18 protein-coding genes and 2 pseudogenes are annotated in these 22924 nt (G+C 64.8%); 9 read left to right on the forward strand and 11 right to left on the reverse strand.

The genetic code is table 11. From position 1 onward, the window contains the following. The first annotated feature begins 1 nt into the window (after position 1). Both FOM02_RS42300 and FOM02_RS42305 read left to right on the forward strand, forming a co-directional pair. On the forward strand, positions 2–565 hold the full coding sequence (locus FOM02_RS42300) for an isochorismatase family protein (protein WP_027557622.1): 564 nt from the start codon (positions 2–4) through the stop codon (positions 563–565). 30 nt (positions 566–595) lie between these two features. Then, on the forward strand, positions 596–763 hold the full coding sequence (locus tag FOM02_RS42305; protein ID WP_265441056.1) for a hypothetical protein: 168 nt from the start codon (positions 596–598) through the stop codon (positions 761–763). A gap of 11 nt (positions 764–774) precedes the next feature. Here the strand turns inward: FOM02_RS42305 and FOM02_RS42310 are convergent, their stop codons facing one another. Continuing rightward, on the reverse strand, positions 775–2370 hold the full coding sequence (locus FOM02_RS42310) for an FAD-dependent monooxygenase (RefSeq protein WP_027557623.1): 1596 nt from the start codon (positions 2368–2370) through the stop codon (positions 775–777). Positions 2371–2464: 94 nt separating this feature from the next. Continuing rightward, entirely contained in the window at positions 2465–3220 is a 756-nt protein-coding gene (locus FOM02_RS42315) for an IclR family transcriptional regulator (RefSeq protein ID WP_027557624.1), read from the reverse strand. Between the two features lie 154 nt (positions 3221–3374). Here FOM02_RS42315 and FOM02_RS42320 point away from each other — a divergent pair, with 154 nt between their 5' ends. Both FOM02_RS42320 and FOM02_RS42325 read left to right on the forward strand, forming a co-directional pair. Beyond that, positions 3375–4715, forward strand: a complete 1341-nt coding sequence (locus tag FOM02_RS42320) for an MFS transporter (RefSeq protein ID WP_051377931.1) — start codon at positions 3375–3377, stop codon at positions 4713–4715. A 192-nt stretch (positions 4716–4907) separates the two neighbouring features. Beyond that, positions 4908–6290, forward strand: coding sequence for an aspartate aminotransferase family protein (locus FOM02_RS42325; RefSeq protein WP_027557626.1), 1383 nt, complete (start codon positions 4908–4910; stop codon positions 6288–6290). Between the two features lie 227 nt (positions 6291–6517). Here FOM02_RS42325 and rnd read toward each other — a convergent pair whose 3' ends face one another. Both rnd and FOM02_RS42335 read right to left on the reverse strand, forming a co-directional pair. Then, complete coding sequence (gene rnd, locus FOM02_RS42330) at positions 6518–7666, reverse strand: ribonuclease D (protein ID WP_027557627.1); 1149 nt, start codon at positions 7664–7666, stop codon at positions 6518–6520. 355 nt (positions 7667–8021) lie between these two features. Continuing rightward, positions 8022–8921: a LysR family transcriptional regulator gene (locus FOM02_RS42335; RefSeq protein WP_027557628.1), complete on the reverse strand. Its 900-nt coding sequence runs from the start codon at positions 8919–8921 to the stop codon at positions 8022–8024. 103 nt (positions 8922–9024) lie between these two features. On the opposite strand from FOM02_RS42335, the gene FOM02_RS42340 reads away from it, so the two are divergent. Beyond that, the gene (locus FOM02_RS42340; RefSeq protein WP_027557629.1) at positions 9025–10014 is read left to right on the forward strand and encodes a zinc-dependent alcohol dehydrogenase family protein; all 990 of its coding nucleotides are present in this window, start codon (positions 9025–9027) and stop codon (positions 10012–10014) included. 67 nt (positions 10015–10081) lie between these two features. Here FOM02_RS42340 and FOM02_RS42345 read toward each other — a convergent pair whose 3' ends face one another. Then, positions 10082–10816 carry a FadR/GntR family transcriptional regulator gene (locus FOM02_RS42345; protein ID WP_051377929.1) on the reverse strand — a complete coding sequence of 245 codons (735 nt, stop codon included), beginning with the start codon at positions 10814–10816 and terminating at the stop codon, positions 10082–10084. 173 nt (positions 10817–10989) lie between these two features. Between FOM02_RS42345 and FOM02_RS42350 the strand changes: the two genes are divergently transcribed. The 3 genes from FOM02_RS42350 to FOM02_RS42360 are packed head-to-tail and all read left to right on the forward strand — an operon-like array spanning position 10990 to position 14987. Further along, a complete protein-coding gene (locus FOM02_RS42350; RefSeq protein WP_265441057.1) occupies positions 10990–13260 on the forward strand; it encodes an extracellular solute-binding protein in 2271 nt (756 codons plus the stop codon). A gap of 10 nt (positions 13261–13270) precedes the next feature. Further along, a complete protein-coding gene (locus FOM02_RS42355; RefSeq protein ID WP_027557633.1) occupies positions 13271–14155 on the forward strand; it encodes an ABC transporter permease in 885 nt (294 codons plus the stop codon). Positions 14156–14165: 10 nt separating this feature from the next. Then, a complete protein-coding gene (locus tag FOM02_RS42360) occupies positions 14166–14987 on the forward strand; it encodes an ABC transporter permease (protein WP_027557634.1) in 822 nt (273 codons plus the stop codon). A 75-nt stretch (positions 14988–15062) separates the two neighbouring features. Here FOM02_RS42360 and FOM02_RS42365 read toward each other — a convergent pair. The 6 genes and pseudogenes from FOM02_RS42365 to FOM02_RS42395 form a co-directional block, all read right to left on the reverse strand. Continuing rightward, positions 15063–16393: pseudogene (locus FOM02_RS42365) on the reverse strand (ABC transporter substrate-binding protein). A gap of 11 nt (positions 16394–16404) precedes the next feature. Beyond that, complete coding sequence (locus FOM02_RS42375) at positions 16405–17274, reverse strand: carbohydrate ABC transporter permease (RefSeq protein WP_027557636.1); 870 nt, start codon at positions 17272–17274, stop codon at positions 16405–16407. After that, positions 17271–18221, reverse strand: a complete 951-nt coding sequence (locus FOM02_RS42380) for a carbohydrate ABC transporter permease (RefSeq protein WP_027557637.1) — start codon at positions 18219–18221, stop codon at positions 17271–17273. Before FOM02_RS42380 ends, FOM02_RS42375 begins: the two co-directional genes overlap by 4 nt. A 1-nt stretch (position 18222) precedes the next feature. Next, positions 18223–18768, reverse strand: coding sequence for a hypothetical protein (locus FOM02_RS42385; RefSeq protein ID WP_265441060.1), 546 nt, complete (start codon positions 18766–18768; stop codon positions 18223–18225). A 101-nt stretch (positions 18769–18869) separates the two neighbouring features. Next, positions 18870–19073 (reverse strand): annotated as a pseudogene (locus FOM02_RS42390) (metallophosphoesterase); the annotation flags it as partial. Positions 19074–19278: 205 nt separating this feature from the next. After that, positions 19279–20751, reverse strand: coding sequence for a protein adenylyltransferase SelO (locus FOM02_RS42395; protein WP_027557639.1), 1473 nt, complete (start codon positions 20749–20751; stop codon positions 19279–19281). Between the two features lie 195 nt (positions 20752–20946). Here FOM02_RS42395 and aspS point away from each other — a divergent pair, with 195 nt between their 5' ends. Beyond that, the gene (gene aspS / locus FOM02_RS42400) at positions 20947–22719 is read left to right on the forward strand and encodes an aspartate--tRNA ligase (RefSeq protein WP_027557640.1); all 1773 of its coding nucleotides are present in this window, start codon (positions 20947–20949) and stop codon (positions 22717–22719) included. The last annotated feature ends 205 nt before the right edge of the window (positions 22720–22924 follow it).

Raw genomic sequence — 22924 nt, forward strand, 5'->3', positions numbered from 1 at the left:
TATGCCGGTCTTTCTTGACGATGATCCGCCGATCCTGATCTGCGCGGATCTCCAGGTCGAATATCTGACCCCCGGGCGACGCCATCTCATCCGCGATGGCGATGCCGCCACGGCGCGCTGCCTGGAGCTGCTGGCGCTGTGGCGCAACAATCTCCAGCCGGTGATGCATCTGAAGCGGATCGCGCAGGCGGCCTGGTTCAATCCGTCATCCAGGCTGACCGATTGGATCGAGGAAGCGAAGCCACGGCCGGGCGAGATGACGTTCGAGCACCCGCTACCCTCGGCCTACAGCTCCTCGCGATTTGTGGACTACATGTCCAATATCCGCAATGTGCGCTGCATCCTGATCGGCTTTTCGCTCGACGAAACCATCCTGGCCACCGCCATCGACGGGTTTCACCGTAGCCACCGCTATCAGGTGATCGGCGATGCCGTAGCCTGTCGGCAGGCGGGCACGGGCGATGCGGACGCCTACAAGCAGGCGGTAGTGAATGTCGTTGGAAATTTTGCTACAATTCATTTCAGCGCCGAACTGATCAGAACCAGCGGCGCCGTTGCGGTGTAGGCGGCCGCGATCGGCGGATGGGGTCAGACATTGTCACCGGGAGAAGAGCTCAAGGAGCTGGCGAGCGATCTGTCGCGGGCGGCCGAGCGGGCGCGCCGGCTTGGCCTGCCGACGACGGTCTATCTGCTCTCGATGGCACTCGTCGAGGTGAGGGAAGCCGTTGCCGCCGACGACGGGGATGACGACAGCGCGGCTTGAGGTTTGCCTCGTCACGCGCCGCCGACAGCGCGTTGCAGGATGTAAGACGCCTCGGTGCCGTCGCCGTCGCCCGCATAGGCGACGAACTGATCGGGGCGGACCAGGATTTGCCGCGCCGCGTATTGCTCCCGTCCGCCAGAGGCGGTGTCCTTGATCACCTTCAGCGGAATGTGAAGTCGTCCTGCGGCTTGCTCGAATGCTGTCGCAGTTGTGCCGTCCGCGAGGTTGATCAGGGTGAACCCGCTACCCAGTTCCTCGAACACGTTCTTGCCTGACGACAGGGGCTGCGGGGTGAGATGGTGACCTGCGCGCGCAGGATAGGCATGCGAGCCGATCGCGCTGCAGATAGCTCCAGCCGGGCCGAAGACGATCGATGACCCCTCGTAGTTCGGCTCGAAGGCGTTGACCTCGGCGCGCGCGCCGGAGTGGCGCCCGTGCCAGGCGGCCTCGAAATCGCTGCGATCTCGCGCCGGATCATGCCGGCGAAGAAAATCACGGTCGCGGAAGATCGGCGTCTCGATGAAGTCACGCGCGGTGGACGCAAACACCGGCCGCCGCTCCGCATCATAGCTGTCGAGCAGACCGGCGGGCGCCCAGCCTTGCAGCTTGGCGGCGAGCTTCCACGCCAGATTCACGGCGTCTTCGAAGCCGGTATTGATCCCGTAGCCGCCATAGGGCGGATGGCTGTGCGCTGCATCTCCCGCGATGAAGACGCGGTCCGCACGATAGCTGTCGGCGAGCGTGAAGCGTAGATCCCAGAATCCGATGTGCTCGAATTCGACGTCGAATTCAGCGCCCGCGGCATCGTGCAAGAGGCGGCGGAAATCGAAATTGTCGGCCGTGGTATCTGCGGGAACTGGGGCGTGAAAGAACCAGGTGCTGCCGAGATCGACCCGGCCGAAGAACTTCCAATAGCCCTCGAGCTCCGGATGCAGCACGCTGTAAAACGACTTGCCCGGAAAGGCCGCAAGCAGCCGATGCAATTCGACGGAGCGGAACACCAGTAGCACCATCAGCCGATCGTGGTCGGAGCGGGTCTGCGTAATGCCTGCGCGTTCGCGCACGATCGATCGGCTGCCATCGCAGCCGACGACGTAGTCGGCGCGCAGGCTCTGTTTCGTGCCGTCGCGATGCTCGATGTCGAGACTTACGCCGTCGGCGTCGGGCCGGACGTCCCGGCAGGTCCAGCCGTATCGCAGGTCGATGGAGGAGAGCTGTGCCGCGCGTTGCCGCAACACGGCTTCGGTTGCGTATTGCGGCAGGCGTTCGTTGTCGGTGAAATAGAACGGGCGGACGAGTTCGCGCTGCAGCCAATTGTAATTGTAGCCGCTGAGCAGCGTGCCATAGCTGGTCATTCCGCCGATGCCGTAATCGGGAGGAATGGTGCGAGCTTCGCGCAGGGCGCTTTCGGCGCCCCAGAAATGGAAATGCTCCATCGTTCTCTGGGTGAGGTTCTGACCCTTTGGGATCGGTTGCGGCTGTTCGTGGCGCTCGATCACGATGGTTTTGATTCCGCGCAGGCCGAGGCCGATCGCCAGGCCCATCCCGACTGGTCCGCCGCCGACGACCACGACGGGCGCGTCACTGTCCGCTGAAACCTGCCTCACATCGTTTCCCCAGGTTGTCATCGCGCGAGGCGCGATCGTCCGTCCACATGGGACGCCCCAGGAAACGCGTCAAGTAAAATCTCGTATAATGAGATTATTCTTGGCTGGTGTCGGTCATCAAGGATATCTGCCGGGCGGCTTCCCGGACCTCGGCGCTGATGCGATCGATCAACTCGCCTTTAGTATCCTGGCCCGCGATCGTGATGCAGAGGCTGGCGACCGGGTAACTTGCATCGAGGATCGGGGCCGCTATCCCAATCGCGCCCGGCGTCACTTCGCCGAAGGCGACAGCGACGCCGGCGCGGCGCACACGCTTCAGGGTTGCCAGAATTTCGTCCGGCGTGCTGCCGGCACCGACGCTGCGCAGATCGGCCGCGTAGCGCGTCACGAGCGGCATCACGCGTTGCCTGGGCAGAAAGGCCATGATCGAGCGTGCGATCGCGCCGCGTCCCATCGCCATCGGCCGGCCGCGCGGATAGCTGCTCACGGGATTCACCGCGGACGCGATCGAGGCTACGCACAGCATCTTTTCGCCGTACCACCGCACGACCAGGGCGGTGCAGGGATGCATGGCCGACAGGCGTTCCAGATGCGGCGTGGCGGCCGCGATCAGCGGATCGGAACGGCGGCTGAGATAATCCATCTCGACCACGCGCGGGCCGAGTGCGAACCGCCCGCCGCGCATCGGCATGACGAACCCGCTCTCCTTCAGGCTCTTCAGATAGCGGTACAATGTCGGCCTGGTGTAGCCGAGCTCCTTCATGAGCTCGTCCGGCGACCATTGCGGCCGTGCCTCCGTGAAGAGATCGAGCACGGCAAGGACTCGATCCTGACTGTTTGCTTTGACCAAGTGGGGCTAGATCCAGCTTCGCGTGTTCGCCGTGTTACCGCATTCGCGCGGGCCGCAAAACGGCGGTACCTGCATGACTTGCCTTCGTAATAATCTCATTATAAGAGATTTTGAGAAGAATAATAGTGCATGGGCTGCCGGGGAGGGGTTTGGCATGGCTGTGACAGCTGCAGATGAGGTCGGGCCAGGCACGATCGACGCGATCGACGTTCCCGCCTTTGTCGATGCTCAGCCGGTTGGAGCCTTTCAGATCCGGGTTCTGCTGGTCTGCGCCGCCGTGCTGTTCATCGACGGTTTCGACACCCAGGCCATCGGCTACGTCGCCCCGGCGGTCGCGCAGGAATGGAAGCTGGCACGCGGGAGCCTTGGACCTGTGTTCAGCGCGGGGCTTTTGGGCCTCATGATCGGTGCCCTCGTCTTCGGGCCAATGGCCGACAGGATCGGCCGCCGGCGCATCATCCTTTCGAGTACGCTGGTGTTCGGCATCGGGACGTTGCTCACGGTGTTCGCAACGGACACGACCTGGCTGATCGCGTTGCGCGTCCTGACCGGCCTCGGGCTTGGCGGTGCGATGCCCAACGCCGTTGCCCTGACCTCCGAATTCAGCCCGCATCGCCGCCGCGCCACGCTCGTGATGATCATGTTCGCAGGTTTTTCGATTGGTGCGGCGCTGGGCGGGTTGCTGGCGGCCGCGCTGATTCCGGCCTTCGGCTGGCGTTCGGTGTTTCTCGTCGGCGGCCTCGGGCCGCTGCTGCTGCTTCCTTTCCTGTTCAAGGCGTTGCCGGAGTCGATCCGCTTCCTGGCGATGATCGGCGGCCGCGACCGGGAGGTGGCTGACCTGCTCCAGAAGGTGGTCCCGGGCACCTCGTTCCCGGCGAGTGCCAGGTTCGTCGTGCAGGAGCCCAGGCTCACGGGACTGCCTGTTGCGCATCTGTTTGCAGAAGGACGCGGATCGGTGACGCTTCTGCTCTGGATCGTCTTCTTCATGAGCCTGCTCGACCTTTACCTCCTGTCGAACTGGCTCCCCACGGTGCTGAACGACCTCGGAGTCTCGGTTTCGGCGGCGGCCGCGATCGGCGCGATGCTGCAGGTCGGCGGCGTCGTCGGCACTTTCACGCTCGGTCATTTCATTGATCGCTTCTCGTTTCGCGCGTTGGCGCTGACCTATTTGGTCGCCGCGGTCGCAGTCGCGGCCGTCGGCATGGCAAGTCATTCGATCGTTCTGGTCACGATTGCCATCTTCGCGTCGGGCTTCTGCATCGTCGGAGGACAGATCGCCTCGAACGCGCTGACGGCGACCTTCTATCCGACGGCGATCAGATCGACCGGCGTGGGATGGGCCCTCGGTATCGGCCGCATTGGTTCAATCCTGGGGCCTCTGATCGGCGGCCTGATGCTGGCCCGCGACATGGGACCGCAGCCGCTGTTCGGCGCCGCAGCCGTCCCGGCGCTGATCGCGGCAGCTGCGGCTTTCGTCCTGGCGCGGCGGGGCTAGGCGAGGGGACGTGCCGGCTGCCGATGTGCCTGCTTTCCTGCAACGCTCATGTGCGCCGGTTGCCAACGAAATGACGTTGCAAGTTGCGGCCTGCCGCAATAGCCAAGATGTCGACGCTTTCTTTGGACAAGCTCATCGCTTGCACTGGTCTGCGTCATCACGCCAGTGACGCACCGTTGAGGAAGCACGCAAATGTCCATGCTGCCCAATTCGCAAGAGGCCCGGGATGTGGCCTACCAGCTCCATCCCTACACCAATGCGCGCACCCATCAGCAGGCCGGTCCCCTGGTGATCGAGCGCGGCGAGGGCCCCTACGTGTTCGATGCGGCGGGCAAGCGCTATTTCGAGGCGATGGCGGGCCTCTGGAGCGTCGGGCTCGGCTTCAACGAGAAGCGGCTGGTCGAGGCCGCGCACAAGCAGATGCAGGCGCTGCCGTTCTACCACACCTTCTCCGCCAAATCGCACGGGCCCTCGATCGATCTCGCCGAGAAGCTGGTCGCGCTCGCGCCTGTGCCGATGAGCAAGGTGTTCTTCACCAATTCCGGCTCGGAAGCCAATGACACCGTCCTCAAGCTGATCGCCTATCGCTCCAATGCGCTCGGCCAGCCGCAGCGCAAGAAGATCATCAGCCGGATGCGCGCCTATCACGGCGTCACCATTGCCTCGGCCAGCCTCACGGGCCTGCCGAACAACCACCGCTCGTTCGACCTGCCGCTGCCGAATATCCTGCACACCGGCTCGCCGCACTTCTACAAGGACGGCGCGCCCGGCGAGAGCGAGGAGGCGTTCGCGACGCGCCGGGCCGAGGAGCTCGACGCGCTGATCCAGAAGGAAGGGCCGGACACGATCGCAGCCTTCTTCGGCGAGCCGGTGATGGGCGCGGGCGGCGTCATCGTGCCGCCGGCGACCTATTGGGACAAGATCCAGGCCGTCCTGAAGAAGTACGACATCCTGCTGGTCGCGGATGAAGTGATCTGCGGCTTCGGCCGCACCGGCAAGATGTTCGGCTGCGAGACCTACGGCATTAAGCCGGATGCAATCGTGGTCTCCAAGCAGATCACTTCGAGCTACTTCCCGCTCTCGGCGATCATCATGAACGACCGCATGTTCGAGCCGATCGCGGACGAGAGCAACAAGATCGGCGTGCTCGGCCACGGCTTCACCGCGGGCGGCCATCCGGTCGGCTCGGCGATCGCGCTTGAAAATCTCAAGATCATTGAGGAGCGCGGCCTGGTCGCGCATGCCGCCGAGCTCGGCGGCTACATGCAGGGCCGCCTACGCGAGCTCGTCAGCCATCCGCTGGTCGGTGAGGTCCGCGGCGTCGGCATGATCGCAGCGCTCGAGCTCGTGCTGGACAAGGGCCGCAAGACCGCAGCGGCGACGCCCGGCGCGGTCGGCGGCATTGCCAGCCGCATGCTCCAGGAGCGCGGCGTGATCTCCCGCAACATGCTGGACGCCATCGCGATCTGCCCGCCGCTGATCACCACGAAGGGCCAGATCGACGAGCTGGTCGCTGCGATCTCCGGCGTGCTGGAGGATATGAAGGGCGAAGTGGCGAAGCTGACGCCGGCGTAGGGCTCGCGTTTCGGCTCGCGATCAAGTCTAACTCCGTCACCCTGAGGTGGCCGCTTCTTCAGCGGCCCTCGAAGGGCGACGGCCCGGTCACCCTGAGGTGGCCGCTTCTTCAGCGGCCCTCGAAGGGCGACGGCCCGGCTGCAGCGGGGGCCGCTCATCCCTCGAGGCTCGCCGCGCTACGCGCAGCTCGCACCTCAGGATGACCGTGTGAGTGTTGCGGCTGACCGCTACGCCCGCTGAACCCCGACCACGCGACCCTTCTCGATCGCCAGCGCCAGCTCGCCGCGCTTGAGCCTCAAGGCGGCCTCGCCGAACAGCTCGCGGCGCCAGCCGCGCAAGGCGGGGACGTCGGCCTCGTCGCTGGCTGCGATCTCCTCGAGATCGTCGACGGTGGCGATCACCTTGCTGGCGACCGCATGGCGCTCCGCGGTCATGCGCAGCAGCACCTTCAAGAGCTCGACGATCGCCGCGCCGTTATTGTTGTTGCGCGGCTTCTCCAGCTTCGGCAGCATCGAGAAATCCCGCGCCAGGCCACGCTCGACCGCGGCGACGATGTCCGCGCCCCATTTGGATTTCTCAAAACCCTTCGGCACCGAGCGCAGATGGGCGAGCTTCTCCAGCGTGTTCGGCGCGTGGGTGGCGATGTCGCTGATGGCTTCATCCCGCAGCACGCGCCCGCGCGGCACGTCGCGGCTCTGCGCCTCCTGCTCGCGCCATGCCGCGACCTCCATCAGGACGGCGAGGTCCTTCGGCTTGCGCACGCGCGTCTTCAGCCGCTCCCAGGCGCGCTCGGGGTGGAAGTCGTAGGTGCGGGGCGAGGTCAGAACCTCCATCTCGATCGAGACCCATTCGCTGCGGCGGCGCTTCTTCAGGTCGGCGTCGAGCGCAGCGAAGACGTCGCGCAAATGCGTGACGTCGGACACCGCGTAATGCATCTGCTCCTTGCTGAGCGGCCGGCGCGACCAGTCGGTGAAGCGGTGGGTCTTGTCCGGCCGGTGGCCGGTGACCTTCTCGACCAGCTGGTCGTAGGCAATGCTGTCGCCGTAGCCCAGCACCATGGCGGCGACCTGGGTGTCGAACACCGGGTGCGGGATGATATTGGCCTGATGCCAGATGATCTCGATGTCCTGGCGGGCGGCATGGAACACCTTCAGCACGCTCTCATTGGCCATCAGCTCGAAGAACGGCTTGAGGTCGATGCCCTCGGCCAGGGTGTCGATGACCACGGCCTCCTCGGCGCTGGCCATCTGCACCACGCACAGCAGCGGGTAATAGGTGGTCTCGCGCAGGAACTCGGTATCGACTGTTATAACGGGGTGCTTGGCGAGGCGGCTGCAGGCAGCCGCGAGGTCAGCGGTGGTGGTAATTAAATCCATGAACGGCCCATGACACGTGCCATCAGCCGTTCTGCCGAAAGTGCTGTGATGTCAAGGGGCTCTAAGAGAATTCGAGCCCTGCATCGGGCCGGAATCGGCCCTTTCCGCGGAAAATTCCTATTCGTAGCGGATCCGGTGCGAGGATTTGCGGGCGCAGGGCAGCGCCACCACGACGACGCACATGGCGACCAGGGCCAGTCCCAGGAACTCGAAAACCAACAGATCCACGGCGAAATCTCCAGAAACATTGATAGATTTGTCGGGGGTGCGTTGACGGTCTGTTAATTCTCGTGGTTACCGGCGGCGGGCCGGGCCAGATGGTGGACGAGAGGTAAACGGGGGCTTTGGGCGCGCGTCACGCCATGAGCTTCGGCAAGGCCGCAGCGAGCATGTCCACGGCGACACGGACTTTTGGGGCCAGTCGGGGCGAACGGGGCCACAGCGCGTGGCAGTCGTAGAGGAATTCGCTCTGGCCCGCGAACAGGCCGACCAGCGCGCCGGTGTTGAGGCGTTCGCGGACCAGCCAAAAAGGCAGCCAGGCGAGCCCCATGCCCTGCGCGGCGGCATCGGCGATCGCTTCCATATCGTCCAGCCTCAGCCGGCCTGACGGCATGATCTCGCGTGGAGGTTGGCCCTCTTGTGGAAACAGCCACGGCCGCACGCGTCCGGAGCGGCGGTAGATGATCGCCTGGTGCGCGGCGAGGTCGTCGATCGATTTCGGCCTGCCGTTGGCACGCAAATACGAGCGCGCGCCGCATACCACCATGCGCTGGCCCCCGATGCGGCGCGTGATCAGGCCGGACTGGTCGTCGAGATCGCCGGTGCGGATCGCAAGATCGTAGCCGGCCTCGACGAGGTCGGCGATCGGATCGCCGAACGAAAGGTCGAGCTCGAGATGCGGATATTTCCGCGCGAGCTTCATCAAGAGCGGTGCGATGCAGTGCCGTCCCAGCAGGGCCGGCATGGTCACGCGTAGCCTGCCGCGCGGCTCGGACAAGTCATTGGCAACGGCGGCATCGGCGGCTTCGGCCTCGCTGAGCACGGCACGGCAGCGCTCGTAATAGGCCTGGCCGGCCTCGGTCAGGCTCTGCCGCCGGGTGGTGCGGTTGAGGAGGCGGGTGCCCAAGCGCTCTTCGAGGAATCGCACATGCTTGCCGACCATCGGCCCAGACATCTCCAAGGCGTCGGCCGCAGCGGCGAACGAGCCGAGGTCGACGGCCCGAACGAACACGGCCATGCTGGTCAGGCGGTCCATGATTGAAAACTCCTGGTTTCGACTGTTCGCTCGTGGAGGCGATTTATCTGCTTTCGCGGGGTCGGCATAGCTCCATTCAGTTCAACTGTTTTGGAGTGTGCCCATGGCTCGCGTCGTTCGCTTTCATCATCATGGCGGCCCTGAGGTGCTGCGCATTGAGACCGTCGACGTTCCGCCGCCGGCAAGGGGTGAAGTTCAGATCCGGGTCAAGGCACTCGGCCTCAACCGTGCGGAAGCGCTGTTGCGGAGAGGGACCTATATCGAGAGCGCGGTGTTCCCATCGGGGCTCGGACTGGAGGCGGCGGGCATCGTCGAGGCCATCGGGGACGACGTGATCGGCTTCGTGCCGGGCGACATCGTCAGCATCGTGCCGCCGCTGTCGATGGTGCGATGGCCGGCCTATGCCGAGCTCGCGACATTCCCGGCCGAACTCGTCGTGAAGCATCCGCCCGAGCTCGGCTTCGAGACGGCGGCTGCGATGTGGATGCAGTATCTGACGGCCTACGGCGCGCTGGTCGACATCGCCGGACTCTTGCGAGGCGACGTCGTCGCCATCACGGCCGCATCTAGCAGCGTCGGGCTTGCGGCCATCCAGATCGCAAACCGGATCGGCGCTATCCCGGTCGCGCTGACGCGGACCTCGGCCAAGCGGCGCGCCTTGCGCGATGCGGGCGCCGCTCACGTGATCGTCTCGGACGAGGAGGACGTCGGAGTGCGGCTCGCGGCGATCGCCGGATCAAATGGGGTCCGTGCGGTCTTTGACGCGGTCGGCGGTCCCGCCTTCGAGCCGCTGACCGCGGCGATGGCGCCGGGCGGCATCTTGATCGAGTACGGCGGGCTGAGCCCCGAGCCCACGCCATTTCCGCTCTTCCACGTGTTGACCAAGAGCCTGGTGTTGCGCGGCTATCTCGTCCACGAGGTCATCCGAGACCCCATGCGCCTTGCGCGGGCAAAGGCGTTCATCCTCGACGGGCTGTCGGATGGCTCGCTGAACCCGATCATCGCCAGAACGTTCCGCTTCGAGGACATCGTCGAGGCGCATCGCTTCCTGGAGTCGAACGCCCAGTTCGGGAAGATCGTAGTGACGATCTGAGATCGTAGTGACAATCTGAGATCGTGGTGACGATCTGAGATCGTCGCGATCGGAGTTCGCGCGGCGATCAGCCGCCCTCGAAGATACGCTTTCGCGCGTTCTCGATATGCGTGCGCATGGCGCGGCGCGCGCCTTCTTCATCTTCAGCCTCGATGGCCTCGAACACGCGGCGGTGCTCCTGCTGGCCTCTGAGGATGCGGCCGCGCGGCTGAATGAGCGAGAGGTTGCGGTTCAGGCTGACGCCGATCGCAATCTGCTCCCGCAGCGAGGCCAGCGTCTCGACAAAGAACCGGTTGCCGCTCGCCTCGGCAATGGTGCGATGGAACAGCAGGTCCTCCTCGACACCGAGGCCGCCCTCGCGGCCTTGCGCGACCATGGTGTCGAGCTTGGTCAGGACCTGCTGGATCCGGCGGAGAGCTTGCCTGTCCCGATTGCGCGCGGCGAGCGCGGCAGCATCGCCCTCGACGGCCATCCGGAACACGAAGCAGCGCTGGATGTCCGGGATGCTGCTGACGGGCGCGAAATCGAAGGCATTGGCGGCCGGGCGCCGCGTCACGAACCAGCCCGCGCCCTGGCGCGATGCGATCAGCCCGTCATCGCGCAGTCGCGTCAAGGCTTCGCGAACGACGGGGCGCGAGACGCCGAGAAGTTCAGCAAGGCCGTTTTCCGGCGGCAGCCGGCAGTTCACGGGAAGGATGCCGATCGCGATCTGCCCCAGCACGTGGTCGTAGATCCGGTCGCTCAATCGTCCGGTCGAGGAGGAGAGCGGCAACTCCGCGGATTTGATCGCAGGCTTTTTCAACTCCGGCTCCGCCAGACAAGTTTTTAACATCTCAACCGGTGCACCGAGGCGCGCGGCCCCAGCAGCAATTCTCGACGGAACGGGTCGCTTGACAAACGGCTGCAATTTCGTCGATGCTCGCCTTACAAATAAATAACAAGTTGAACAAGAAATAAAGCGCGTGGGAGGCGAGAATGAGGATGAGGTCCGCGACCTTGATGGCCGCCGCCTTGATGGGAGCAGCTTTTTGCAGCGGAGCTCTTGCCGCTCCGATCAGTCTTTCGATCATCGATACCGGCGGCGACCTCGCCTCGGTGCAGCCCATCATCGAGAATTACAAGAAGGCCAATCCGGACAAGGTCAGCGAGATCAAGATCCAGCGTGCGCCGGCGCCGGAGCTTCCGGCCAAGATCAAGGCGCAGCAGGATGCCGGACGCCTCGATATCAATCTGGTGCTGACCGGGCAGGACGGCGGCTCGCTGCTCGCCCAGAACGGCCAGCTCATTGCGATCCCCGACTATCAGAAGAGTTTTCCGCGCGACGGCCTCACCGATGCGGGCAAGGCGCTTTACGACGAGGGCAAGGGCTTTCTCATTCCGTCCGTCGGCAATGCCGGCGGTCCGGTGCTGATCTACAATCCCGCCAAGGTGCCGAGCCCGCCGAAGACCGCACAGGACTTGCTGTCGTGGGTGAAGGCCAACCCGGGCAAGTTCATGTATGCCCGCCCGGCGAACAGCGGGCCGGGCCGCGCGATGTTGCAGGGCTTTGCCTTCATTCTCGGGGATTCCAAGCCACTCGATCCCGAGAAGGGCTGGGACAAGAGCTGGGATTTTCTGAAGGAGCTCGGCAAGTCCGTCGAGTATTATCCGACCGGCACCGCGATCACCCTGAAGGAGTTCGCGCAGGGACAGCGCTGGATGATCGCCGGGATCATGGAATGGGACATGAAGCCCCGCGCGCAAAGCGTGATCCCGCCGGATTCGAAGATCGCGATCCTTGAGAACACCACGTTCGTGGTCGACGGCCACTATTGGTGCATCCCGAAGGGCGTTCCGCAGGAGCAAGTCGACATCATCGTCGACCTCATGAAGTTCATGTGGAAGCCGGAGCAGCAGGCGCTCACCTGGAAGGCTTTCATCGGACCAGTCGTGAAGGCCGCGACCCTGGCATCGGCGCCCAAGGACATCCAGGACGAGGTGAAGGAGTTCTGGCGTCCTGAGTACGATCAGATCGGCACCAAGTGGAAAGTGTCGCCTCCGCTCGGCGTGACCGAACTGAGCTACGCGATGGAACGGTGGGACCGCGAGGTCGGCGCGACCAGGTCAAGAAATAACAAGAACAGGGACCAAAACGCGAGGGCACGCGAAGTGCGGCCCTCGCGCGCGTATGCGGGGCAGGGAATGGCCGATTCCATCGATAGACTCGAGATGTCGATCACCAAGCGCTATGGCGGCAAGGTCGTGCTCGACCGCTTTCCGCTGGAGATCGGTGGCCGCGAGTTCGTCACCTTTCTTGGGCCCAGCGGGTGCGGAAAGTCCACGGCGCTCGGCATCATCGCGGGGCTCGTGCCGCCAAGCGACGGCGAGATCCGCCTCAACGGACAGCGGATCGACGACGTGCCAGCCGAAAAACGCGGCTTCGGCATGGTGTTCCAGAATTACGCGCTGTTTCCGCATCTGACCGTGTTCGGCAACGTCGCGTTCGGCCTCTCATTGCAGAAGCGCCCCTCTGCGGAAATAGACCAGCGCGTGCGCGAAATGCTGGGTCTGGTGCGTCTTACCGGCTATGAAGACCGCTATCCCGGCCAGCTCTCGGGCGGGCAGCAGCAGCGCGTCGCCATCGCGCGCGCACTGGTGCTGCATCCTCGGTTGATGCTGTTCGACGAGCCGCTGTCCAACCTCGACGCCAAGCTCCGTGTCGAGATGCGTGCCGAGATCAAGCAGCTGCACGCGCGCCTCGGCCTGACCTCGATCTATGTCACCCATGATCAGGCTGAAGCGCTCTCGCTTTCCGATCGGATCGTCGTGCTGCGCGAAGGCGTGCTCATGCAGGTGGGCACGCCGCAGGAGATCCATGACCGGCCGAAGAACGTCTTCGTGGCGGATTTCATGGGCTTTCGAAATTTTCTCGACGTGACGCTCGGCATGGCGGCGGACGGAACGGTCGAAGCCGGTTTCAGGGGACAGATGTTGCGGGCGAAGGCGAGGGACGGCTTCCGCCCGGGCGAGCAGGCCGTGCTGGCGATCCGGCCGGAGGACGTGCGTCTCGGCAAGGTTGCCGATGGCGTCAATGCCGTGCGCGGCAGGGTCGAGCTCGTCGAATATCTCGGCCGCGAGCAGGAGGCCGAGATCGCGCTCGATGGCGGTGCCCGGCTCTGGATTCGCTCGCTGGAGAAGCTCTCGCTGGGCGAGACGCTGGATCTGACATTGCCGGCGGACAAGTTCGTGCTGCTGCGGCGCGAGTGAGGGAGAGATCGTGGCCCGCATCCGCTCCGATTCCCGCAGCGAACTCGACCTCGTCGCGATCCTCTGTCTTGTGCCGTCGCTGCTCTATGTGCTCGCGATGTTCGTCTACCCGTTCCTCTACGGGATCTACATCAGCCTGCAGCCGAAGAAGCGCGATGCCGGGATGTTCTCGAACTATGTCGCGTTCTTCAACGACGCCTATCAGTACAATACGATCAAGACGACCTTCATGCTGGCGTTGCCGACGACGATCGCCGTCGTCCTGGTCGCGCTGTTCCTGGCCTACGGGATGCGGCGCGGGATCTGGTTCGAGCGGACCATCACGACCATCCTCGTGCTGCCGATCTCGCTCGGCGTCGTCTTCCTGTCGGAAGGCATTCTGGGCTTCTACGGTCACAATGGCTGGCTCAACCAGTTGCTGATCGCGGCTGGGCTGATCGAAAATCCGCTCGAGCTGACGCATAATTCGATCGGCGTCACCTTCTCGCTGTTCATGCAGAACTTCCCGTTCTGCTTCCTGATGCTGCTCGGCTACATCTCTGGCATTGACCCCAGCCTGGAAAGCTCGGCCCGCATGCTGGGCGCAGGGCCCTGGACCATCTTCCGCCGCGTCATGTTCCCGCTGATCGCGCCCGGCCTGATCATCGCGTTCGCGCTTGTCTTCGTGATGAGCTTTGCCGTGTTTCCATCAGCGGTGATGGTCGGCCAGCCGGCCGGTTCGACGCGAACGATCTCGATCGCGGCCTATCAGCAGGCCTTCGAGCAATATGACATGTCCTACGCGTCCGCGATCGCGGTCATCATGGGCCTCTGCCAGCTCGCGGCGCTGGTGGTCATCGTGCTGGTGCGCCGTCGCATGACCATCGCGACGACCATGGGCGTCGGCAAACGCTGAGGGGATGCTGATGCGCGGACGGATGTGGAAACTGGCGATCTACCTGTTCCTGCTCGGGTTCATCCTGAACCTGCTCGGAATCGTGACGCATGTCGTCGTGAGCTCGTTCGCCAAGCGCTGGTTCGGCAAGCCGTTGCCGCCGGCCTTCACGACCGACTGGTTCACCTACGCCTGGCGGGAGTTCGAGCTCTCGCACGTTCTCTTCATCACGCTGTTCATTGCACTCGCCGTGGTGTTCATCGCGCTGGCGATCGGCTTTCCGGCGGCTTACGTGCTGGCCCGGCGGAATTTCAACGCCAAGCCGATCCTGCTGCTGCTCTATTTCCTGCCGCTGCTGATCCCGCAGATGACCTACGGCATTCCGCTCGCCACGACGCTCTATGGGTTCGGCGTGGGTGGCACCGTCTTGGGCGTCATCCTTGCCGTGCTCGTCCCCATGGTTCCGCTTGCCGTCTTCATCCTGCTGCCGTTCTTCGAGCAGATCAGCCTGAACCTGGAATGGTCGGCGCAAATGCTCGGGGCGAGCCGGCTGCAGATTTTCCGCCGCATCCTGCTGCCGTTGATGCTGCCGGGCATTCTGACGGCGGGCCTGCTGGTCCTCGTCAACACGATCTCGAACTTCGAGCTGGCATTCTTGCTCGCCGGCGGCGGCTCGCAGACCCTGGTCGTCGCGCTGTACTACAACGTCTTCGCCGGCGGCGTCCGGCCGGTCTATTCCATCGACGCGATGGCCGTCATCTACATGTGCACGGTGTTGTCCGTGCTCCTGGTCGCATTGCGGTTCGTGCGTCCCACGCAGATGGTGTTCAGGCTCGACGGCAAGCGCAACTGACGCGGCTGCCCCTCAAATGAGTTCGGCGCCCCGCAGGGCGGAGCGCCGAACTTGTTGGCGTGCTGTCAGCGGCCCTTACGGCAGCTTCAGCGACGTCTCCGCATTGTACGGCTTCAGCGTCTCATCCGCGGCCTTCTGGGCGGCGGCGAGGGCTTCCTTCGGCTGCTTCTTGCCGTTGAGGACCAGCATGACCTCGTCCTCGAGGTTCTTGCGGACCGGCACGGTCTTGTAGGTCGCGAACCAGGGCTTGGCGACGTCGAGCTGCTCGACGGCGGTCTTGGCGTCCGGGTTCTTGTTGAGGAAGTCGACCATCTCGGGCGTCTTGTAGGCGGCCATGTTCGGCGCGAAATAGCCGGTGGCGCGGCTCCACCAGGCGCTCTTCTCGGGCGAGGTCATCCACTTGATCAGCGTCCAGGCGGCCTTCTGCTTGTCGGCTTCCAGGCCGGCCGGGACGATCAGCGAGGCGCCGCCGATCGGCACGGCATTGCGGACGTTGCGCGGGATGAACGCGACCTTGTAGGCGAACTTGGCGTTGTCGCGCACGTAGGTGAGCGAGCCGGTCGAGAGCATCATCATCGCGGCATTGCCGGAGATGAAGGAGGTGCTGACGGCGGGGCCGGGCGTGGCGCCGGGGGCGTGGACCTTGTGCTTGTAGATGAGGTCGTTCCACCAGGTCAGCGCGCCCAGCATCGAGGGCGTGTCGTAATAGACCTCGCCGCCGAACTCCTCGTTGTAGTAGCGCCCGCCATTGGTCATGGTGAGCGTTTCCATCATCCAGCCGCAATAGTCATAGGCGCAGGGGATCGCGATGCCCCATTGGGTCACCTTGTCGCCCTCGCGCTTGGTGAGCTTCTTGGCCCAGTCGGTGAGCTCGGCCCAGGTCTGCGGCGGCTTGTTCGGATCGAGGCCCGCTTCCTTGGCCTTGTCGGCGTTGATGTAGAGCAGCGGCGTCGAATTGTGGAAGGGCACGCCGTAGACCGAGCGGTTGATCACCGCATTGCCCTGCAGCGCCGGGAAGAACTGGCCGAGGAACTGGTCCTTGGTGGTGCCGTCGGCGGCGATCAGGGGATCGAGATTGGTGAGCTCGTTCTCGATCTGCATGTCGAGCAGGAAGTTCGCCGACATGATCACGGCAGCCGGGGGCTTGCCGGCCTTGATCGCGGCGCGCGTCTTGATCAGCGTGTCGTCATAGGAGCCGGTGTAGACGGCGGTCGCCTTGATGTTGGGGTGACCGTCGTTGAACTCCTTGATCAACGTGCCCATGTCGCGGGCGAGCTTGCGTCGACGGGAACGGGGAAGAACAGGTCGATCTCGGTCGGACCTTCGGCCATCGCCGGGACGGCGAGGGCGCCTACCATGGAGCCTGCCATGGCAAGGCCGAGCATGAGCCTGCGGGTAAACAGCATCGGAAAATCTCCTATTTGATGCCTGAGGTGACGAAAGAGCTGATGAAGCGCTTCTGGAAGATCAGGAAGGTGATGAGCAGCGGCGCGATCACCATCAGCGTGCCGGCGGCGATGGTGCCCCAGGCCTGGGTGCCTTCCGCCGTGGCGGTGAAGACCGAGAGCCCGACGGTGAGCGGCCGCTTGTCCGGCGAATTGATCACCATCAGCGGCCACAGGAAGTCGTTCCAGTGGCTGGTCACGGAGATGATGGCAAACGCCGAGAAGCTCGGCAGCGACAGCGGCACGTAGATGTGGCGGATGCGCTGGAACAGGCTCGCGCCGTCGATCAGGGCGGCGTCCTCCAGCTCGGTCGGGATGGCCTCAAAGGCCTGCCGCATCAGGAAGGTGCCGAAGGCGGAGGCGAAGAACGGCATCATCACGCCGGCGAGCGTGTCGTAGAGGCCGAACTGCGCGACGATGCGCAAATTCGGCACGATCAGCAGCACCGGCACCAGCATCAGCTGCATCAGGAACAAATAGAAGATCAGCGTCTTGCCGGCGAAGTCGAGCCGGGCAAAGGCGAAGCCCGCCAGCGTGATCGTGACGAACTGCACCAGGAGGATGCCGGTGCAGATGATCGTGGTGTTGAGGAAGTAGCGCGGGAAGTCGCCGATCTCCCAGGCATCCCTGATGTTGTCGAGCGTGGGCTTGAGGCTCGGCATCAGCTCGGCCATCAGGTTGATGCCGTCGGAGGCCGGGCGCAGCGTCGCCATGGCCATCCACAGGAACGGGATCAGCCAGACCAGCGCGAGCAGCACGGTCAGCAGGAAGCCGAGTTTCGGCGTGATCTCGCGGCGGGTCGCGAGCGGGGCGTCCTTCCACAGCGCGTCGATCAGCTTCATGGCCCGCCCTCGCGATTCGCCATGGTGCGGAACGAGAGCGCGGTGAGGCCCATCAGGGCGGCGAGCGTCAGCAGCGTCGCCGCCGACGCCTTGCCGACGTCGTAATGCTCGACCGCCTGCTGGTAGACGTAGAACAGCACGAGATTGGTTGCGTTCGACGGCCCGCCTTTGGTCATGACGAAGACGTGGTCGACCTGCGTCACCGCGTTGAGCGTCGCGATCACGATGACGAACAAGAAGGTGGGCTTCAGCTCCGGCAGAGTAATGTGCCGGAAGCGCTGCCAAGGCCCCGCGCCATCGAGATGGGCAGCCTCCATGACATCCTCGGGCACGGACTGGAGGCCTGCGAGGAAGAACAGCATGTAATAGCCGGCGTTCTTCCAGATCGTGATGACCATGATCGCGTACAGCGCGATATCGGGATCGCCGAGCCAGTTCGGCAGCACCGGCAGCAGCCGGCCGATGTAGTAATCGAGCAGGCCGACATTGGGCAGGAAGATGAACAGGAACAGCGCGGAAGCCGCGACCATCGGGATCAGGACGGGGAGGAACAGCGCGGCGCGCAGCGCGCTGGTCACGGCATTGGTGCGCGCCAGCGCCAGCGCGAACAGGAGCGCAAGGCCGATGCTCGGGACCGCCGTGCCGACGGCGTAGATCAGGTTGTTGATAACGGCGCCGATGAAGGCGGGGTCGGCCAGCACCGCGCTGATGTTGTCGAGGCCGACGAAGCGCACCGGCGCCTTCGGCGTCGCCCGCTGATAGAGCGCGTCGATGATGACGCGGCCCATCGCGCCATAGGTGAACAGGGCGAGGAAGACGAGCGAGGGCAGCAGCAGCAGATAGGCCGGCAGCGAGGCTTTGAAGCGGTGAGAGAACCGCTTCAGGACGTTGAGGCGCGGCGGCGCCGATGCCGCGACCGGGAGAGCCGCGGGTTCAGCGAGGCTCATCTCACCGCGCCGGGAAGTTGAGCGCATAGTCGCGGCCGTCCACTCCTGCCGGCGGCTCGAAGGGGAAGCGCAGACTCTGGTCGAGGAAGTCGTGGCTGTGCACGACGAGGTTCTCCTGGTCGATCAGCACAACGCCGTAGGCCGGCGGCTCGTGGCTCGCCAGATGGTCGGTGGCGGCGGGGTCGAGCTCGAACCAGACCTGGTGGTTGGTGCCGCGTAGGGTGGAGAAGGGGATCTTGCCGTAGCTGCCGAAGATCGGCCGGTGCACATGGCCGAAGAACAGGTGGCGGATGCGCGAACGATAGGGTGCGATCACCTCGGCGAATTCGGCGCTCTGCTTCAGCGCGATCTCGTCCATGGCGTGGACGCCGACCGGGAACGGCGGATGGTGCATGAACACGACGAACGGCATGTCGTCCGGCGCCGCAGCCAGCGTGCCGGCGAGCCAGTTGAGGCGCTTGGCGCACATCTCGCCGGCGTGGCTGGTCTCGTCCAGCGTGTCGAGGAAAACGAACAGGCCGTGCTCGGTGGTGCGGGTGCCCTGCACGAAGCCGTTGGGATCGCGCGGCGCGGCCCGGAGGCCGCGAGGCAGGCCACGCGCTTGTCGTGATTACCGACCATGGCGATGTACGGCATCTTCAGCGCGGCCATCGCCTCGGCGAAATTGGCGTAGGATTCCGGCTCGCCCCAATGGGTGAGGTCGCCGGTCACGACCGCAAACGCAGCGTCGGACTGGTGCTTGTTGATGTCGGCGACGGCGGCATCGAGCCGGGCGCGCGGATCGAGCCCATAGAGCTTCAGCCCGGGGTTCGCCAGATGCGTGTCGGTGATGTGGATGAATTTGAACGGCATGGCGCGCCTGTCGGGACTGTTGGAGGATGGTCGCCTCCGGCAAGACGGCCTGCCAGCCCGTTAGAGCGCGTGTGTTTCAGTTTGATGACAGCGGTTCCCGTGAACGGGACGTGTCCACAACGCCCGCCGGACAGGAATGGACGAGCCCAGCGCGCAATCCATGCCGTGCGTCAATCAGAGATGGTGGTGCGCGGTCGAGCCAGCCTCACGTCCCGCAGAATGTCTGCAACACCCGCTGGTCCGGCAGCGGCGGATCGGCATAGGCGGCGTGATCCGGCTGATCCTCGAACGGCTTCGCCAGCACCTTCACCAATTCCTCGAACGGCGCGTAGTCGTCGTCGTTCACCGCAGCCTGGATCACGGCCTCGACGCGGTGGTTGCGTGGGATGAACATCGGATTGACGGCGTGCATCGCCGTGCGCCGGTCGGCGGCACTCTGCGGCTCCAGCGCTGTGCGCGCTCGCCAGCGGCCGGCCCATTCGTCGAAAGCTGCGGGCTCCATGAACTGCGCGCGGACGTCGGCGCCGTCATCGCCTGCGGCATCGCCGAGCTTGCGGAAGGTGAGGGTGAAGTCGGCCTGGTTCTTGGCCATGGCGTCGAGCAGGTCCTGGATCAGCGCGTCGTCGCCGTCGCGCTCGGTGAACAGGCCGACCTTCTTGCGCAGGCCGGCCTGATAGGCCGCGCTGAACGTCTCGGCGAAGGCGCCGAGGATGTCCTGGGCTTCCGCGATCGCCTTTTCCTGCTCGTCCGAGAACAGCGGCAGCAGGCATTCGGCGAGGCGCGTCAGATTCCACAGGCCGATGCGCGGCTGGTTGGCATAGGCGTAGCGGCCCATCTCGTCGATGGACGAAAACACCTGCGCGGGATTGTAGGCGTCCATGAAGGCGCAGGGGCCATAATCGATGGTCTCGCCGGAGATGGAGGTGTTGTCGGTGTTCATCACGCCATGGATGAAGCCGACCAGCAGCCAGCGCGCGACGAGCTCGGCCTGGCGCGCGACGACGGCCGCGAGCAGGGCGTGATAGGGCCGCTCGGCGTGAAGCAGGTCCGGGTAGTGCCTGGTGATGACGTGGTCTGCGAGCCGGCGGATCGCGTCGGTGTCGCGGCGGACGGCGAAGAACTGGAAGGTGCCGACCCGGATGTGGCTCGCGGCAACGCGCGTCAGCACCGCGCCGGGCAGTGCGGTCTCGCGGATGACATGCTCGCCGGTGACGACGGCGGCAAGCGAGCGCGTGGTCGGAATGCCGAGCGCATACATCGCTTCGCTGACGATGTATTCGCGCAGGACGGGCCCAAGCGCGGCGCGGCCGTCGCCGCGGCGGGAGAACGGCGTGGGGCCAGATCCCTTGAGCTGGATGTCGCGGCGGACGCCGTCCCTGTCGATGACCTCGCCGAGCAAAATGGCGCGGCCGTCGCCGAGCTGGGGCACGAATTGCCCGAACTGGTGACCGGCATAGGCCATGGCGATGGGATCGGCCCCGGCGGGAACCGTTTTTCCGGCCAGGATCTCGGCACCCTCCGCCGTCTCCAGCATGTCGGGATCGAGCCCGAGCTGGACCGCCAGCGGCCGGTTGAGCTTGATCAGCCGGGGCGCGGCCACCGGGGTCGGCGCGACGCGGGCAAAGAAGCTGTCCGGCAGCGCTGAATAGGAGTTCTGGAAGGGGAAATGCACGGTCATGGCCCCAAGATAAGGCTGGAACAGCTGATGGCAAAGGCTCCGGCCCCGATAAGCCAAAAATGGGCCCTTCTGGCCCAAATCAGGCCGTTCCCTTGGTTGCCGCCCCCGGCCTCGTCGGGTAAACCCTGCCGCAACTTCGGACCGGCCGTCACGGCCGTCCGATTCGACCCCTCCGACATTGATTTTGGGACGACCATGCATCGCTACCGGTCACATACATGCGGCGCGCTCCGCGAGAGCAACATCGGCGAGACCATCCGCCTCTCGGGCTGGGTCCATCGCGTTCGCGACCATGGCGGCGTGCTGTTCATCGACCTGCGCGACCATTACGGCCTGACCCAGTGCGTGGTCGACCCGGACTCGCCGGCGTTCTCGCTGGCCGAAAAGCTGCGCTCGGAATTCGTGGTCAAGATGGACGGCAAGGTCCGCCGCCGCCCCGAAGGCACCGACAATGACGATTTGCCGACCGGCAAGGTCGAGGTCTATGTCGGCGAGATCGAGGTGCTGGGCCCGGCCGGCGACCTGCCGCTGCCGGTGTTCGGCGACCAGGAATATCCTGAAGACATCCGCCTGAAGTACCGCTTCCTCGACCTGCGCCGCGAAAAGCTGCACCAGAACATCATGACCCGCGTCGAGATCATCAAGTCGATGCGCCGGCGCATGGAGGGGCAGGGCTTCTTCGAGTTCAACACCCCGATCCTGACGGCGTCCTCGCCGGAAGGCGCGCGCGACTTCCTGGTGCCCTCGCGCATCCATCCGGGAAAATTCTACGCGCTGCCGCAGGCGCCGCAGCAGTACAAGCAGCTGCTGATGATGTCGGGCTTCGACCGCTACTTCCAGATCGCGCCGTGCTTCCGCGACGAGGACCCGCGCGCCGACCGTCTGCCGGGCGAGTTCTACCAGCTCGACGTCGAGATGAGTTTTGTGACGCAGGAAGACGTGTTCGCGGCGATGGAGCCTGTGATCACGGGCGTCTTTGAAGAGTTCGCCAAGGGCAAGCCGGTGACCAAGAACTGGCGCCGCATCCCGTTCGCAGAAGCCTTGCGCAAATACGGCAGTGACAAGCCGGATTTGCGCAATCCCATCGAGATGCAGGACGTCTCCGAGCACTTCCGCGGAAGCGGCTTCAAGGTGTTCGCGCGCATGCTCGAAGACCCCAAGAACCAGGTCTGGGCGATCCCGGCCGCAGGCGGCGGCAGCCGCGCGTTCTGCGACCGCATGAACTCGTGGGCGCAGGGCGAAGGCCAGCCCGGCCTCGGCTACATCATGTGGCGCGAGGGCGGCGAGGGCGCAGGTCCGCTTGCGAACAACATCGGGCCCGAGCGCACCGCCGCGATCCGTGCACAGATCGGCACCAAGGAAGGCGATGCCGCCTTCTTCGTCGCCGGCGATCCCGACAAGTTCTGGAAGTTCTCAGGCCTTGCCCGCAACAAGGTCGGCGAGGAGCTCAACCTCACCGACAAGGAGCGGTTCGAGCTCGCCTGGATCGTCGACTTCCCGATGTACGAGTACAACGAGGACGACAAGAAGGTCGACTTCTCGCACAACCCGTTCTCGATGCCGCAGGGTGGCCTGGAAGCGCTGAAGGGCCAGGACCCGCTGACCATCAAGGCGTTCCAGTACGACATCACCTGCAACGGCTACGAGATCGCCTCGGGCGGCATCCGTAACCATGTGCCGGAAGCCATGGTGAAGGCGTTCGAGATCGCCGGCTACGGCGAGCAGGAAGTGGTCGACCGCTTCGGCGGCATGTACCGCGCCTTCCAGTACGGCGCGCCGCCGCATGGCGGCATGGCCGCCGGCGTCGACCGCATCGTGATGCTGCTCTGCGGCACCACGAATTTGCGCGAGATCTCGCTGTTCCCGATGAACCAGCAGGCGATGGACCTCCTGATGGGCGCGCCGTCGGAAGCCACGACCAAGCAGCTCCGCGAGCTGCATGTGCGGGTGAACCTGCCGCAGAAGTGAGGCTCTTCGCTCTCCCCGCACGCGGGGAGAGCGTAGGCCGCTTTCACCGGCCGATCTAAAGAGACGCCGAAGCGTAGCTTCGGCTATGTCGCATCGAAGATGCGATGCGGGTGAGGGGGACTCTCCGCGAGTCCAACCCTCACCGTGATTGCGGAAGCAGCCCCTCACCCCAACCCTCTCCCCGTAAGAACGGGGCGAGGGAGCG

It is taken from the genome of Bradyrhizobium sp. SEMIA (assembly GCF_014844175.1).
Lineage (GTDB): Bacteria > Pseudomonadota > Alphaproteobacteria > Rhizobiales > Xanthobacteraceae > Bradyrhizobium > Bradyrhizobium arachidis.